The organism is Paraburkholderia domus (assembly GCF_905220705.1).
GTDB classification, from domain to species: domain Bacteria; phylum Pseudomonadota; class Gammaproteobacteria; order Burkholderiales; family Burkholderiaceae; genus Paraburkholderia; species Paraburkholderia domus.
Window position 1 is genome coordinate 433,385 of the sequence record NZ_CAJNAT010000001.1, and the last position, 15,673, is coordinate 449,057.

Consider the following 15,673-nt stretch of genomic DNA (forward strand, 5'->3'; position numbering starts at 1 on the left):
CGCACAATACCAACGGCCGGAAGGCATAGGACGAATGCCACGTTAAATTGGAATAGCGCTTCCAAGCACTTTCCTTCTTTTCACAATACGGGATACAATCAATTTCCGCTGTTTGACGCGCCAACCGATTCCTTCCATGAGCGATACGAACCCGGATCCCAAAACTTCGATCCAGGTGATCGAACGCATGATGCGCCTGCTCGATGCACTCGCTGCGCATAGCGACCCGGTCAGCCTGAAAGAACTTGCCATCCGCACGGAGCTGCACCCGTCCACTGCGCACCGCATCCTGAACGATATGGTGATGTGCCGGCTGGTCGACCGGTCGGATCCCGGCACTTACCGTCTTGGCATGCGTCTGCTCGAACTCGGCAATCTGGTAAAGGCGCGGCTGTCGGTACGCGACGCGGCGCTCACGCCGATGCGCGAACTGCATCGTCAAACCGGGCAGACGGTGAACCTGTCGGTGCGTCAGGGCGACGAGATCGTCTATATAGAACGCGCTTACTCCGAGCGCTCCGGCATGCAGGTGGTGCGAGCGATTGGCGGGCGCGCGCCGTTGCATTTGACTTCGGTGGGCAAGCTCTTCCTCGCCGCCGACGAATCAACCCGCGTGCGGGCCTACGCCACGCGCACCGGCCTGTCCGGTCACACGCAGAACAGCATCACCGATCTGACCAAGCTCGAACGCGAGTTGTCGCACGTGCGGCAGCAGGCATGCGCGCGCGATAACGAAGAACTGGAACTGGGTGTGCGCTGCATCGCAGCAGGGATTTACGACGACACCGGCAAGCTGGTTGCGGGCCTGTCACTGTCCGCCCCGGCGGATCGCCTGCAGGATTCGTGGCTGGGACAGCTCAGCCAAACGGCCTTGCTGATTTCCGAGTCGCTTGGTTATCGCCCGCAGACACCGCAGCAGCATACGCATTCCCAGCACGCCTAAACTGGCGGCTGCGTCCTCCTCCGGCTCAATAAAAAAAGCCTCGCAGATGCGAGGCTTTTTTGCTGGCCGGTCCGAAAACCAGCCGGTAGAGCATGCTAGCGCAATCAGGTGCCCGGGCCGCCGGCATCCGCACTGGTGATGCGCGGCTGATCGCCACCATTGTCGAGCCAAGTGCGCAGACGCGTAGCGTCCGCAAAACGCGAATACTTACCCGACGAGTCGAGCAGCACCATGATCATCGGACGCCCATGAATGGTTGCCTGCATCACGAGGCACTCGCCTGCTTCGTTGATGAAACCGGTCTTTTGCAGACCGATGTCCCACGTCGGGTTACGCACCAATGCATTCGTGCTGTTGTACGCCAGCGAACGCTTGCCGGTGTAGACCTCATAGCTGCGGTCGGTCGAGAACTTGCGGATCAGCGGATACTGATACGCCGCGTTGACCATCTTCACGAGGTCACGCGCGCTCGACACGTTCTGGCTCGTCAAACCCGTGGGGTTCTCAAAGTGCGTATCGGTCATGCCGAGTTGCTTGGCCTTCGCGTTCATGGCCGCGAGGAACGCGGGACGACCGCCCGGGAAATAACGCGACAGCGCTGCGGCTGCGCGGTTTTCCGAGGCCATCAGCGCGATGTGCAGCATGTCTTCACGCGAAAGCACCGAGCCCACCGACAGGCGCGAGCCCGTGTTCTTCTCGTAGTCGCGGTCTTCGTCGGTGACTTCGATCTGGTCGGTCATCGGTTCTTTCGAATCGAGCACCACCATCGAGGTCATCAGCTTGGTGATCGACGCGATCGGCACCACGGCGCGCGAATTCTTGTCGAATAGCGATTCGCCGGAGTTCTGATCGATCACGTAGGCAACGCTTGAACGCAGCATCAGCGCGTCCGGCGTGTCGTGCAGACCGAAAGCCTGGCCAACGGTAGGCTGACGCGGCTCGTACGCGACGCGGCGCACCACGGAGTGGTGGCGACCGTTCGACGTGTACGTCACACGCTTGCGCTTGACGCTCGTGCGCGGCGCGTCGTCGCCCGCGGCGGCAACGGTATTCACCGCTGCGCCTTTGGCGGCCTTCTTGCCCGACACTTTGTCGGCGCTGGCCGCTGCGGGCTTCTTCGCTGCTTTCGCGTGTTTGGAGGTTTTTGCAGTCGCGGCAGGCGTGGCCGCGGGCGTGGCGGCAAAAGCGCTGACGGGCGTGGCGAACGCCGCTGCGATGACCATGGAGGCGGCCACCGACAGAGCGGTGCTGCGGGCCGCGCCGTGGATCACTTTTAGCGACGAAAACATGTCGGTTTTCATGGGTGTTCGGTAGGGAGCGGCAAGAGGTTTCCGCAAGTGTAGTAAAACAACGAAAAATTAGCAATTTGAAGCACTTATACGCGCTCCTTAAACCGGCTTGTAAGCTCCGATCGCAAAAACACAAATAAGTGCCGCGCTTCGATCGAAAAAAACAATCGTCAGTGCGCTTCGCCTCGCTTTTGCCGTCACATGCCGGAATCGAGGTGATTCTTTCAGCATAACGGCAATTTCGAGACAACCTTGATCAGGGGAAATACGGTCTGAGCGCAGGCGTGTTAAGCGTTGCCAGCGCACCGGAACGTCGCAGGAGCCTCGCTGCAGGCTGTTAAACACCTGCTGGAGACCGCCAACGCGCATTCGACCGGCATAGAGCGTTAACGTTCCGTGACACTTTCTGGTTTACATCAGAATGCCCAATTGATGGATTTTTTGTCAAAACTGCCATCACTTTCCAGCACAGGCGGGTCCTCGCCAAGCGGTCAAAACCTCTCTTGAAATCGGTAACAAATGCAGGTCCATCCCGCACCAGCACAGTGCGGCGGGTAAATTGACTTGCGTCATATTAATGACATGCCTACTGCATAAGGTATTGTTTTATCGGTAATTTCTCAACATTGTGCGATGCACAAAAAGCACTTGACATTCGTTGTAGCCATCCTAAAATGGGAACCATTGCTGCGATGCACAAAACATCGCGGTCCGGGGAGACGACCTTAAAGTGTCTCGCCACTAACCCAATGCGGTCCGCACAGACAGGCCGCAACCCAGGAGCGTAAACCATGACTCTGCTGACCCCTGAGCAATTCGCTGCAGCCCAGAAAGCCAACTTTGAAACGTTGTTCGGCCTGACGACCAAAGCATTCGAAGGCGTCGAAAAGCTGGTTGAACTGAACCTGCAAGTCGTGAAATCGACGCTCGCGGAAAGCCAGGAAAATGCCCAGCGCGCGCTGTCGGTGAAGGACGCGCAGGAACTGCTGGCACTGCAAGCAAGCCTTGCACAGCCGGTGGCTGAAAAGGCGCTGTCGTACGGCCGTCACGTGTATGAAATCGTTTCGGCAACGCAAGGTGAATTCAGTCGCGTCGCTGAAGCCCAATTCGAAGAGCAAAACCGCAAGGTCCAGTCGCTCGTCGAAAACGTTGCGAAGAATGCCCCGGCCGGTTCGGAAACCGCTGTCGCCGTGATGAAGTCGGCTATTACCGCCGCCAACACCACGTACGAAACGGTTCACAAGGCAGCCAAGCAAGCTGTCGAAATCGCGGAAAGCAACTTCAACGCAGCCGCAACGGCCGCATCGAAGGCAGCATCGCAAGCCGCCGCGCAAGCATCGCGCTCGGCCAAGAAGGCAGTCTAAGTTTCAAGCCGCGCATCACGCCGACCCGTCTCACAGACTGGGCCGGCGTTATCGCAAGCAACAGCGTCGTGCCGTTGCCGCTCACACGGTTTCAATTGGCCGAACGCTCCGATACGTTGAATGACGTATCGTTTGCCCGGCGAAAGGCCGGGATTTTTTTCCCGTAGTCTGATGCGCCCGGCGAATGGCTCGTTGCTTCTCGACGGCAAAACGCTCTGCCCTGCTGCGGTATAAAAAAACGGCGCACCCTTTGCGGGGTGCGCCGTTTTTTTGCGTTCAGCGTTCGGTGCATCGAGCCCGCGTGGATTCACGCGGGCCTTCAGCATTACTTCTTTTTCTGCGGTGGCAGGTCGGTGCAGACGCCTTCGTACAACTCGGCGGCCATCCCGATCGATTCACCGAGCGTCGGATGCGGGTGAATCGTCTTACCGATATCCGTTGCATCCGCACCCATTTCGATTGCAAGGCAGACTTCGCTGATCAGATCGCCGGCATTCAGACCGACGATCCCGCCGCCGATCACGCGGTGCGTTTCTTCGTCGAACAGCAGCTTGGTGAAGCCTTCGTCGCGGCCGTTGGCAATTGCACGGCCCGAGGCTGCCCACGGGAACACTGCCTTGCCGTACTTGATACCCTCGACCTTCAGCTGGTCTTCCGTCTTGCCGGCCCACGCCACTTCCGGATCGGTGTAGGCCACCGACGGAATCTGCATGGCGTCAAAGTACGCCTTCTCGCCATGTGCGACTTCGGCGGCGACGTGAGCTTCATGCACCGCTTTGTGCGCGAGCATCGGCTGACCGACGATATCGCCGATCGCGAAGATGTGCGGCACGTTGGTGCGCATCTGCTTATCGACGTCGATGAAGCCGCGATCCGTTACCGCGACGCCTGCCTTGTCCGCGCCGATCTTCTTGCCATTCGGCGTACGGCCGACGGCGACCAGCACGAGGTCATAGCGTTGCGCTTCGGCCGGGGCTTTTTCGCCTTCGAACGACACATAGATACCGTCGTCTTTCGCTTCCGCCGCGGTGGTTTTGGTCTTCAGCATGACGTTGGCAAAACGCTTGCTGTTGTACTTTTCCCAGACCTTGACCAGATCGCGATCCGCGCCGGCCATCAGGCCGTCGAGCATTTCGACCACATCGATTTGCGCGCCGAGCGTGGCATAGACCGTCGCCATTTCCAGACCGATGATGCCGCCGCCGATCACGAGCATGCGTTGCGGAATCTGACGCAGTTCAAGCGCGCCGGTCGAATCGACCACACGCGGATCTTCCGGAATGAACGGCAGCTTCACCGCTTCCGAGCCTGCGGCGATGATCGCCTGCTTAAACTTGACGACTTTCTTGCCGCCTTCGGTCTGCACTTCCATGTGATGCGGATCGACGAACGAGCCGGTGCCCGTCACGACTTCGACCTTGCGCATCTTGGCCATGCCGGCGAGACCGCCGGTGAGCTTCTTGACGACGCCCGACTTGAAGTCGCGCAGTTTGTCGAGATCGATTTGCGGCTTGCCGAACGTGATGCCGTGCGCGCCGAGCGCTTCGGCTTCGTCGATGACGAGGGCCGTGTGCAGCAGCGCCTTCGACGGGATACAGCCGACATTCAGACACACACCGCCGAGCGTTGCATAACGTTCGACGAGCACCGTCTTCATGCCGAGGTCGGCCGAGCGGAACGCAGCCGAGTAACCGCCGGGGCCTGAACCGAGCACGAGCATGTCGCACTCGATATCCGCGTTACCGGAGAAGCTACCCGCTTGCGGTGCGGGCGCCGCGGCCTTCGGTGCAGCAGCAGCTTGAGCGGGCGCTTTCTCAGGTTCTTTGGCCGGGGCCTTCGGTGCCTCTTTAGCCGGCGCCGCGCCTGCTGACGACTCGACCAGCGCGATGACCGTGCCTTGCGAGACTTTGTCGCCGGCTTTGACGCGCACTTCCTTGACGGTGCCTGCGGTATCGCTCGGCACTTCGATCGAGGCCTTATCGGACTCGAGCGTCATCAGCGCCTGTTCGTTCTCGATGACATCGCCAGGTTTGATATTGACTTCGATGACATCGACGTCCTTGAAGTCACCGATATCCGGCACTTTTACTTCGACGAGACTCATAGTGTCCCCTTCTCTTATTGATCGTGATGATGAGGTAGCGCGAACGAAATCAAGCAGCCTAAAAACAGCGCAAAAGCTGGCAGCGTGCTGGACAGAAACATCCTTTGCCGTCCGCCCAAGGACGCGCCTTTCTTTTGCCTACTTTTCTTTGGAAGACAAAGAAAAGTAGGTGCCGCCCCGCACAGGGGCGACGCTAATAGACCGACATGAAAACAAGTTCAACGAGAGACGTGGATTACCAACAGAAACCCACGCTCCCGGCGCTACAGCGACGTCACCAGATCAAAGAATCACACGCCGAAAATCGGCAAGAATCGCACCCAGATAAGCATTGAACCGCGCCGCAGCCGCACCATCAATGACCCGATGGTCATACGACAACGACAGCGGCAGAGTCAGACGCGGCACAAACTGCTTGCCATCCCAAACGGGCTTCATCGCGCCGCGCGACAGACCGAGAATGGCGACTTCAGGCGCGTTAATAATCGGCGTGAAGTTCGTCCCGCCAATCCCACCCAGGGAAGAAATCGAGAAGCAACCGCCTTGCATCTGATCCGGCTTCAGCTTGCCATCACGCGCGGCCTTGGACAGCTCGGCCATTTCCTTCGCGATATCGATCAAACCCTTCTTGTCGGCATCGCGAATGACCGGAACGACCAGACCATTCGGCGTATCGGCAGCAAACCCAATGTGGTAGTACTGCTTGAATACCAGGTTGTCGCCGTCGAGGCTCGCGTTGAACGTCGGGAATTGCTTCAAGGCAGAAACAACCGCCTTGATCACGAACGCCAGCATCGTGATCTTCACGCCGGCCTTTTCGTTTTCCTTGTTCAACTGCACGCGTAGCGCTTCGAGATCGGTGATGTCCGCTTCGTCGTTGTTCGTGACGTGCGGAATCATGACCCAGTTGCGATGCAGATTCGCGCCCGAGATCTTCTTGATGCGCGACAGCGGCTTCGGATCGACCGGGCCGAACTTGGTGAAGTCGACCTTCGGCCACGGCAGCAGGTTCAACTCGCCACCGCCAGCAGCAGGTGCAGCAGCGCCTGCCGGTGCAGCACGCTGCCCCGTCATCACACCCTTGATGAAGCCGGTCACGTCCGCTTGGGTAATACGGCCCTTCGGACCCGTGCCCTGAACTTGCACCACGTCGACGCCGAGTTCGCGCGCGAACTTGCGCACCGAAGGCGACGCGTGGCTCGCACGCCGCGCACCACCCTCGCCGGCCGGAATCAGCGGCGCCTGCGCAAGCGCTGACGGCGAAGCCGGAGCAGGCGACGGCGCAGCCGGCGCATCCGACGGTTTCTCGAGCGCAGCCTGCTTCGGTGCCGGTGCGGCAGCCGGTGCAGCAGCACCATCCGCTTCCAGCACGACGATGACCGAGCCTTCGGACACGTTATCGCCGACCTTGACCTTCACTTCTTTGACGACGCCGGCGGCCGAGCTCGGCACGTCCATGGTCGCCTTGTCGGATTCGAGCGTCACCAGCGACTGCTCTTTCTCGACGCGATCGCCGACCTTCACCGAGACTTCAATCACGGGAATGTCTTTGTAGTCGCCGATATCCGGCACTTTGACTTCTTGCAGACCACCGCCGACGGCAGCGGGTGCCACGGCCGGCGACGGCGCGGGAGCCGGTGCAGCAGCAGGCGCTGGTGCCGGCGCGGCAGCCGCGCCCGCGCCATCCAGCACGACGATCAGCGAACCTTCCGACACGTTGTCGCCAACCTTGACCTTCACTTCCTTGACGACGCCGGCGGCCGAGCTCGGCACGTCCATGGTCGCCTTGTCGGATTCCAGCGTAACGAGCGATTGCTCTTTCTCGACGGTATCACCCGCCTTCACCAGCACCTCGATCACCGGGATGTCCGTGTAATCGCCGATGTCCGGCACCTTGACTTCGATCGCTTGACTCATTGTTAGTGTCTCCTGGGCCGCGCACGCCACCCGCTCCTGTCGATCAGGGGCGGGCGCGCGCGCCGTGGCACACGGGGAATGATGCCTTAGACGGTCATCGGGTTGGGTTTGGCGGGATCAAGGTTGTACTTCTTGAGCGCCTCGGCGACGACCTTGCGTTCGATCGTGCCTTCATCTGCCAGTGCATTCAACGCGGCAACCGTGACCCAGTAGCGGTCCACTTCGAAGAAGTGACGCAGCTTTTCACGCGTGTCCGAACGGCCGTAGCCATCCGTACCCAGCACGATGAACTTCTGCGGCACGAACGCGCGGATCTGCTCGGTCAGCGCGCGCACGTAGTCGGTCGATGCGATGACCGGGCCTTGTGCGTCCTTCAACAGCTTCTCGACGTGCGAGACCTTTTTCTCTTCGGTCGGGTGCAGCAGGTTCCAGCGCTGAACTTCGTGACCTTCGCGAGCCAGTTCGGTGAAGCTCGGCACGCTCCACAGGTCGGCGGCGACGCCCCAGTCGTTCTTCAGCAGGTCGGCAGCGGCGATCACTTCGTTGAAGATCGTGCCGGCGCCCATCAGCTGAACACGCGGCGCTTTCTTGTCGGCTTCAGCTTTGCGGAACGCGTACATACCCTTGATGATGTCGGCCGCCACCGAGTCGCCCTGCGGAATCGCCGGGTGCTCGTAGTTCTCGTTCATCACCGTGATGTAGTAATACACGTCTTCCTGATCCGCGACCATGCGGCGCAGACCGTCTTGCATGATGACGGCGAGTTCGTAACCGAACGTCGGGTCATAGCTGATGCAGTTCGGCACCGAAGCCGCCCACAGGAGCGAGTGGCCGTCTTCGTGTTGCAGACCTTCACCGTTCAGCGTCGTGCGGCCAGCCGTGCCGCCCAGCAGGAAGCCGCGCGAACGCATGTCGCCCGCCGCCCATGCCAGGTCGCCGATACGCTGGAAGCCGAACATCGAGTAGAAGATGTAGAACGGGATCATGATCTCGCCGTGCGTCGAGTACGACGTCGCGGCTGCGATCCAGTCACACATACCGCCGGCTTCGTTGATCCCTTCCTGCAGGATCTGACCGGTTTCCGATTCGCGGTAGAACATCAGCTGATCGGAGTCTTCCGGAATGTACTTCTGGCCTTCCTGATTCCAGATACCGATCTGGCGGAACAGGCCTTCCATACCGAAGGTACGCGATTCGTCCGGCACGATCGGCACGATGCGCTTACCGAGCGCCTTGTCTTTCAGCAGGATGTTGAGGATCCGCACGAACGCCATCGTCGTGGAGATCTCGCGGCCTTCGCCCGTGCCCTTCAGCAACGGGTCGAATGCTGCCAGTTCCGGCACCGGCAGCGATTCCGCCTTCTGGCGGCGCGCCGGCAGATAACCGCCGAGGTCCTGACGGCGGGCACGCATGTACTCGAGTTCCTTCGAGCCTTCTTCGAACTTGAGGTACGGCACGTGGACGAGGTCGTCGTCGGAGATCGGCAGGCGGAACTGATCGCGGAATTTCTTCAGCTGATCCACGTGCAGCTTCTTCTGCTGGTGCGTGATGTTCATCGCCTGGCCGGCTTCGCCCATGCCATAGCCCTTGATCGTCTTCGCGAGGATGACGGTCGGCTGGCCGTTGGCATTCGAGGCTTCGGTGAACGCTGCGTAGATCTTGTGCGGATCGTGGCCGCCGCGATTCAGGTTCCACACGTCCTCGTCGGACCAGTCGGCGACCAGCGCCTTCAGTTCCGGCGTGTTGAAGAAGTGCTCGCGAACGAACGCGCCCGACTCCGACTTGTACGTCTGATATTCGCCGTCGACGACTTCCATCATCCGGCGCATCAGCGCGCCCGACTTGTCGCGTTGGAACAACGCATCCCAGCGGCTGCCCCAGATGACCTTGATGACATTCCAGCCGGCGCCGCGGAATTCGCTTTCGAGTTCCTGGATGATCTTGCCGTTACCGCGCACCGGACCGTCGAGGCGCTGCAGGTTGCAGTTGATCACGAACACGAGGTTGTCGAGACGCTCGCGGCCGGCCATGCCGATCGCGCCGAGCGATTCCGGTTCGTCGGTTTCACCGTCGCCGAGGAAAGCCCAGACCTTGCGGCCGTCGGTCTTCGCAATGCCGCGCGCCTGCATGTACTTCATGAAGCGCGCCTGATAGATCGCCATGATCGGGCCAAGGCCCATCGAGACGGTCGGGAATTGCCAGAAATCCGGCATCAGCCACGGGTGCGGATACGACGAAATGCCCTCGCCGCCCACTTCCTGACGGAAGTTGTCGAGCTGGTTTTCGCTCAGGCGGCCGAGCAGGAACGCGCGCGAGTACACACCCGGCGACGAATGACCCTGCACGAACACGAGGTCACCGCCATGTTCAGCCGACGGTGCGTGCCAGAAGTGGTTGTAGCCGACGTCGTACAGCGTGGCGGCGGAAGCGAACGAAGCAATGTGGCCGCCGACGTTCGTGTCCTTGCCCGCGCGCAGCACCATCGCGATGGCGTTCCAGCGCGTGTACGAGCGGATGCGGTGTTCGAGGTCCTGGTCGCCGGGAATCGGCGCCTGACGCGACACAGGAATCGTATTGATGTACGGAGTATTGGCAGAGAACGGCAGATGTTCGCCGTGTACACGGGCGAATTCGATCTGCTTCTCGATCAGGTAGTGAGCGCGATCAGGGCCCACAGCAGAAATCACGCCATCCAGCGCTTCCAGCCATTCGCCGGTTTCCTGGGGATCGTCGTCTTTTTCGGCAGCGACATATTTCATGACTTCGTCGGGTACAGCGGACATGCTCGTCTCCTGGATATAGAGGAACGCTCTTTGAACAGACGACGCGGACGAAGCACGACCGCGGCAGCTTCGCCCGATTGTAAAAGGGGTCCCGACGTCCGCGCAACAAAATTTTCAAATTACGAGATCGAATCTCACAATGCGGAAAATTGCTGCGGCGCAACCTGATTTGACTGCCGATCGACGGATACGTCGGCTAGTTTGCGCCGAATAACGGTTCTTTCAGCGCTTTTTTGCGCCATTTGCTAGTCACACGCTGCGCTACAATGCCACGCATGTTGACCGAACGGCTTTTCGCACGCTCGGCGCGCACCGCCGGTTCGCCGGCGGATTCGACGCCGTCCTCCCGCTGGCACCACGGACCGTGGTGGTCGAACTCCTATTTGCTCACGCCGCTGCTGTCGATCCTGGTTTTCCTGGTCGTCATGAGCCTGATTCTGTGGAGTCTGAACCGGCGCGAACAGCAACAGCAGGAAGACACGCTCTACCGCAACGTCGCGTGGGCGCAGCAGCAAATCCGCCTGTCCATGACGGGCGCGCAGGAACAGATTCAGGCCCTCGGCCGCGACCTCGTCGCCGGCCACGCCGATCCGCATTCATTCCAGGTGTCCACCACGGACATCATGCAGGGGCATCCCGAGATCCTCTACATGAACTGGTACACCAGCCAGCAGCAGCCGCGCTGGCCCAATACCGCACTCCCCGTGTTCGGCCAGCGCCTCGCCAAGCCGAACGACGCGCAGATGGACGAAGCGGTCAAAGCCGCCTTCGCCGAGGCGCGCAATACACGTCGCCAGGTGTACTCGCCGCTAATCTACGACGACGTCGGCAACGGCTACATCACCCTGCAAACACCGGTCTATCGCGACCGCGACTTCCTCGGCACGATTGCCGCCGTGTTCTCGGTAGAAGGGATCCTGAAGCACGACATTCCGCCCGAGTTGTCGGCCAAATACAAAATCTCGATCATCGACGTGAACAACCGCGAGTTGACCACCACGTCGACCCGGCCGCGGCTGCCGCGCGACATGTTCTACGATCTGCCGCTCGACCCACCGGGCCAGGGCATCTCGGTACGCGTCTACGCGTTCCCGCAGATGACCAACTTCACCAACAACACGCTGGTCTGGCTGGTAGCCGGCCTGTCGTGCTTCGTGTTGTGGAGCCTGTGGAGCCTGTGGAAACACACGCGGCAACGCTTCGAGGCGCAGCAGGCGCTCTATGCCGAAGCGTTCTTCCGTCGCGCGATGGAAAATTCGGTGCTGATCGGTATGCGCGTGCTCGACATGCATGGGCGTATCACGCACGTGAACCCGGCGTTCTGCCGCATGACCGGCTGGGACGAGAGCGATCTGGTCGGCAAGAACGCGCCGTTCGCTTACTGGCCGCGCGACGCCTACCCTGAGATGCAACGCCAGCTCGACATGACGCTGCGCGGCAAGGCGCCCTCTTCAGGTTTCGAATTGCGGGTGCGCCGCAAAGACGGTTCGCTGTTCCATGCGCGACTCTACGTGTCACCCCTGATCGACAGCTCGGGGCGCCAGACCGGCTGGATGTCGTCGATGACCGACATCACCGAGCCCAAGCGCGCGCGCGAAGAACTCGCCGCCGCGCACGAGCGCTTCACGACCGTGCTCGAAAGTCTCGACGCCGCCGTCTCCGTGCTGGCCGCCGACGAAGCCGAACTGCTGTTCGCCAACCGCTACTACCGGCACCTCTTCGGCATTCGCCCGGACGGCCATCTGGAATTAGCGGGCGGCGGGTTCGATAGCGCACAGGCATCGTCCGATTCGATCGATATGGTGGATGCTTACGCGGGCCTGCCCGCCGCCGCGTTGACCGAAAGCACGGCCGACGCACAGGAAGTCTATGTGCAGAGCATCCAGAAATGGTTCGAAGTGCGCCGCCAGTACATCCAGTGGGTGGACGGCCACCTCGCGCAAATGCAGATCGCGACCGACATCACCACCCGCAAGCAGGCGCAAGAACTTTCGCGTCAGCAGGACGAGAAGCTGCAGTTCACCAGCCGCCTGATGACGATGGGCGAAATGGCCTCGTCGCTCGCGCACGAGCTGAACCAGCCGCTCGCCGCGATCAATAACTATTGCTCGGGAACCGTAGCACTGGTTAAATCCGGTCGGACGACGCCTGACAATCTTTTGCCCGTGCTCGAGAAAACCGCCCAACAGGCAGTGCGGGCCGGCATGATCATCAAGCGCATTCGCGAATTCGTGAAACGCAGTGAGCCGAAACGCCAGGCCACGCGAGTGGCCGATATCGTCGCGGACGCGGTGGGTCTCGCCGAACTCGAAGCGCGCAAGCGCAAGATCCGTATCGTGACCGATCTGCGTTCGCGCCTGCCGGTGATCTATGTCGATCCGGTTCTGATCGAGCAAGTGCTGGTGAACCTGATCAAGAATGGCGTCGAAGCGATGCACGATGCGCGCCCGAATGCAGTCGACCCGGTGATTCGCGTCGTCGTGCGTCTGGAAGGCGGGTTTGTCTGCATCAGCGTCGTCGACCAGGGACCGGGCGTCGACGAAGCGACAGCCGAGCGTCTGTTTGAACCGTTTTACAGCACCAAGTCCGATGGTATGGGCATGGGGCTGAACATTTGCCGTTCGATTATCGAATCGCACCGCGGCCGTCTGTGGGTGGTCAACAACGTCGAATCCGACGGTCACATCACAGGCGCCACGTTCCATTGCAGTCTGCCTATTGGAGAGCCTGACGGCCCGAGCAACGGCGGGTCAGAGGCGCCGACACCACAAACCGTTACGGGAGAGCTATGAACAGCCCAGTCACCACACAGGAAACTGTCTTTGTCGTCGACGACGACGAGGCCGTGCGAGATTCGCTGCGCTGGCTGCTGGAGGCGAACGGCTACCGCGTGCAATGCTTCTCCAGCGCCGAGCAGTTCATCGACGCATGGCAGCCGCATACGCATCCGGGCCAGATCGCGTGTCTGATTCTCGATGTGCGGATGTCCGGCATGAGCGGGCTCGAGTTGCAGGAACGCCTGATCGCCGACAACGCGTCGCTGCCGATCATCTTCGTGACGGGCCACGGCGACGTGCCGATGGCCGTGTCGACGATGAAAAAAGGCGCCATGGACTTCATCGAAAAACCGTTCGACGAAGCCGAACTGCGCAAGCTGGTCGAGCGCATGCTCGACAAGGCGCGCAGCGAAAGCACCAGCGTGCAGCAGCAACGCGCCGCCGCCGAACGTCTGGGCAAGCTGACCGCGCGTGAGCACCAGGTGCTCGAGCGCATCATTGCCGGCCGCCTGAACAAGCAGATCGCCGACGACCTCGGCATCAGCATCAAGACGGTCGAAGCGCACCGCGCGAACATCATGGAAAAGCTCAACGTCAACACCGTCGCCGATCTGCTGCGACTGGCGCTGTCGAACAAGCCGCAACCCGCGCAATAACAGTGAACATAGCGACCGCGGCACGCTCCGCTGGTCGCGACTGAGTCTCAACGGCCGGACTGTCGAAAAGTCCGGCCCGCTTCACCTTCCCTCCCCCTCCCCCCGCTTCGCGACAACGACGGGCGGCATGATTCGACGCGTCCGCGTCCGTCAATCAATACGCATTAATCGGCATGTGCTTACGTCGCGTGGCAATAACTTCTTTCCTCCGACAAGATTGACAAGCTTCACTACGCCCCTTAATTTACACAGAACTCCTCAGCAGGAACTGTTAATGCCCGATGAACGCAGAACAAGTGTGCTGTCGTTGTCGTATAGAGCGTCGCCATGCGATGCGAAACAGTTATCGCGGTTCGGCCACGTAGCTGAGGTATCCGATTTATCAAACGGCTCAAGCGAAACCACGCCGGCCTTTATTCGCTTCCTTCTCCATTCCATCGCGCCGAAGCGACGCAGCATGCGCTGCTCATTGACTTCGTGCGTCTAACGCAGCCGGGAGGATTTCAACGTGAAACGATCCGGAACACACCGTTCGCGTGTGTTGCTTGTTTGCGCCGCACTTGCGGGCGCACCACTCTTCGTCGGTCTAGCCATGCCGAGCGCGGTTTATGCGCAAAGCGCCGCGAAGATGTCGAACCAGCAACTCGATTCGCTGACCGCGCCCATCGCGCTCTATCCCGACGCACTGCTCGCGCAGGTGCTGATGGCCGCCACCTTCCCGCAGGACGTGGAGGCCGCAGCCCAATGGTCAAAAGCGAACTCGAAGCTGCAAGGCGACGACGCCGTCAAAGCAGTCGCGTCCGAGCCATGGGACCCGAGCGTGCAGTCACTCGTCGCCTTCCCGCAGGTCCTCGCAACGATGGCGTCGAAACCCGACTGGGTCTCGCAACTCGGCACCGCTTTTCTCGGCCAGCCAAACGACGTGATGGACTCCGTGCAACGCTTGCGCAAACAGGCGCAAGCGGCGGGCAATCTGAAGACGAGCTCGCAACAAAAGGTCGTGGTCGAGCAAAGCACGATTCAGATCGTGCCGGCCAATCCGCAAGTGGTGTACGTGCCAACGTATAACCCGACCGTCGTCTATGGTACATGGCCCTATCCCGCCTACCCGCCTGTCTATGTGCCACCGCCGCCCGGTTATGCAATCGCGTCCGGTTTCGCTGCCGGCCTTGCGTTCGGTGCAGGCATCGCCGTTGCCAATTCGTTGTGGGGTGGCTTCAACTGGAACACGCATGACGTCAATATCAACGTGAACCGGTACAACAACATCAATGTGAACAACCGGCTCAACGTGAACAGCAGCACGACGAACTGGAACCGCAACGCCAACGTCAATCGCAACGTCAACAACGCGAATGTCAACCGCAACGTCAACAACAACCTCGGCAGTGCGCAGCGCGATGCCTATCGCGGCCGTGACGACGCGGCCCGTGCCCAGGCGCAGCAGACATTGCAGAACCGTACCGGCCAGAACATGAGCGGTAGCGCGAGCCAGCGCGTGCAAGGGATTCACCAGGGCGGCACGCAGAACGCCAATCTGCAGAACCGCGCGCAGAACGCTAATCGCGACAACGCGCTGCGCGGCGCCGGCGACGGCAACACCGCGCGGCAGGATACGCAGCGCGGCCAGGCGAGCCGCAACGCGGCCACGAACCGTTCGGGCAACGGCGGCCTAGGCGCCAACGGAGGCGGCCAGCAACGCACGGCCGGTGGTCTCGGTGCAAACGGCGGCGGCGTCCAGCGCGGAGGTGGCGGCGGTGGGGGCGGCGGTGGGGGCGGCAGACTGGGTGGTGGCGGCGGCGGTGAGCGCCACCCCGGCCGCAACCGTTGAACGATCAAG

The 15,673-nt window shown here is 60.9% G+C and carries 9 protein-coding genes; 5 read left to right on the top strand and 4 right to left on the bottom strand.

What is annotated here, in order from left to right; all coding sequences use genetic code 11:
- The first annotated feature begins 136 nt into the window (after nt 1-136).
- On the top strand, nt 137-943 hold the full coding sequence (locus tag KHO31_RS01875) for an IclR family transcriptional regulator (protein WP_201073388.1): 807 nt from the start codon (nt 137-139) through the stop codon (nt 941-943).
- 104 nt (nt 944-1,047) lie between these two features.
- Here KHO31_RS01875 and pbpG read toward each other — a convergent pair whose 3' ends face one another.
- Complete coding sequence (gene pbpG, locus KHO31_RS01880; protein ID WP_201107949.1) at nt 1,048-2,244, bottom strand: D-alanyl-D-alanine endopeptidase; 1,197 nt, start codon at nt 2,242-2,244, stop codon at nt 1,048-1,050.
- 779 nt (nt 2,245-3,023) lie between these two features.
- On the opposite strand from pbpG, the gene KHO31_RS01885 reads away from it, so the two are divergent.
- Nucleotides 3,024-3,596, top strand: coding sequence for a phasin family protein (locus tag KHO31_RS01885; RefSeq protein WP_201073392.1), 573 nt, complete (start codon nt 3,024-3,026; stop codon nt 3,594-3,596).
- A gap of 325 nt (nt 3,597-3,921) precedes the next feature.
- On the opposite strand, the gene lpdA is transcribed toward KHO31_RS01885, so the two are convergent.
- The 3 genes from lpdA to aceE all read right to left on the bottom strand — a co-directional run bounded on the left by lpdA (nt 3,922) and on the right by aceE (nt 10,400).
- Nucleotides 3,922-5,700, bottom strand: a complete 1,779-nt coding sequence (lpdA, locus tag KHO31_RS01890) for a dihydrolipoyl dehydrogenase (RefSeq protein WP_201073393.1) — start codon at nt 5,698-5,700, stop codon at nt 3,922-3,924.
- Between the two features lie 282 nt (nt 5,701-5,982).
- Nucleotides 5,983-7,617 carry a dihydrolipoyllysine-residue acetyltransferase gene (gene aceF / locus KHO31_RS01895; protein WP_201073394.1) on the bottom strand — a complete coding sequence of 545 codons (1,635 nt, stop codon included), beginning with the start codon at nt 7,615-7,617 and terminating at the stop codon, nt 5,983-5,985.
- An 86-nt stretch (nt 7,618-7,703) separates the two neighbouring features.
- The gene (gene aceE / locus KHO31_RS01900; protein ID WP_211622589.1) at nt 7,704-10,400 is read right to left on the bottom strand and encodes a pyruvate dehydrogenase (acetyl-transferring), homodimeric type; all 2,697 of its coding nucleotides are present in this window, start codon (nt 10,398-10,400) and stop codon (nt 7,704-7,706) included.
- A 275-nt stretch (nt 10,401-10,675) separates the two neighbouring features.
- Between aceE and fixL the strand changes: the two genes are divergently transcribed.
- The 3 genes from fixL (at nt 10,676) to KHO31_RS01915 (ending at nt 15,664) form a co-directional block, all read left to right on the top strand.
- Nucleotides 10,676-13,192, top strand: a complete 2,517-nt coding sequence (gene fixL, locus KHO31_RS01905; RefSeq protein WP_201073432.1) for an oxygen sensor histidine kinase FixL — start codon at nt 10,676-10,678, stop codon at nt 13,190-13,192.
- A complete protein-coding gene (gene fixJ, locus KHO31_RS01910) occupies nt 13,189-13,833 on the top strand; it encodes an oxygen response regulator transcription factor FixJ (RefSeq protein ID WP_011488992.1) in 645 nt (214 codons plus the stop codon). Before fixL ends, fixJ begins: the two co-directional genes overlap by 4 nt.
- A 508-nt stretch (nt 13,834-14,341) precedes the next feature.
- Entirely contained in the window at nt 14,342-15,664 is a 1,323-nt protein-coding gene (locus KHO31_RS01915) for a DUF3300 domain-containing protein (RefSeq protein ID WP_211622591.1), read from the top strand.
- The last annotated feature ends 9 nt before the right edge of the window (nt 15,665-15,673 follow it).

Coding starts and splice junctions, on each gene's coding strand:
- KHO31_RS01875 (WP_201073388.1), top strand. CDS start 137: ATGAGCGATACGAACCCGGATCCCAAAACTTCGATCCAGGTGATCGAA.
- pbpG (WP_201107949.1), bottom strand. CDS start 2,244: ATGAAAACCGACATGTTTTCGTCGCTAAAAGTGATCCACGGCGCGGCC.
- KHO31_RS01885 (WP_201073392.1), top strand. CDS start 3,024: ATGACTCTGCTGACCCCTGAGCAATTCGCTGCAGCCCAGAAAGCCAAC.
- lpdA (WP_201073393.1), bottom strand. CDS start 5,700: ATGAGTCTCGTCGAAGTAAAAGTGCCGGATATCGGTGACTTCAAGGAC.
- aceF (WP_201073394.1), bottom strand. CDS start 7,617: ATGAGTCAAGCGATCGAAGTCAAGGTGCCGGACATCGGCGATTACACG.
- aceE (WP_211622589.1), bottom strand. CDS start 10,400: ATGTCCGCTGTACCCGACGAAGTCATGAAATATGTCGCTGCCGAAAAA.
- fixL (WP_201073432.1), top strand. CDS start 10,676: ATGTTGACCGAACGGCTTTTCGCACGCTCGGCGCGCACCGCCGGTTCG.
- fixJ (WP_011488992.1), top strand. CDS start 13,189: ATGAACAGCCCAGTCACCACACAGGAAACTGTCTTTGTCGTCGACGAC.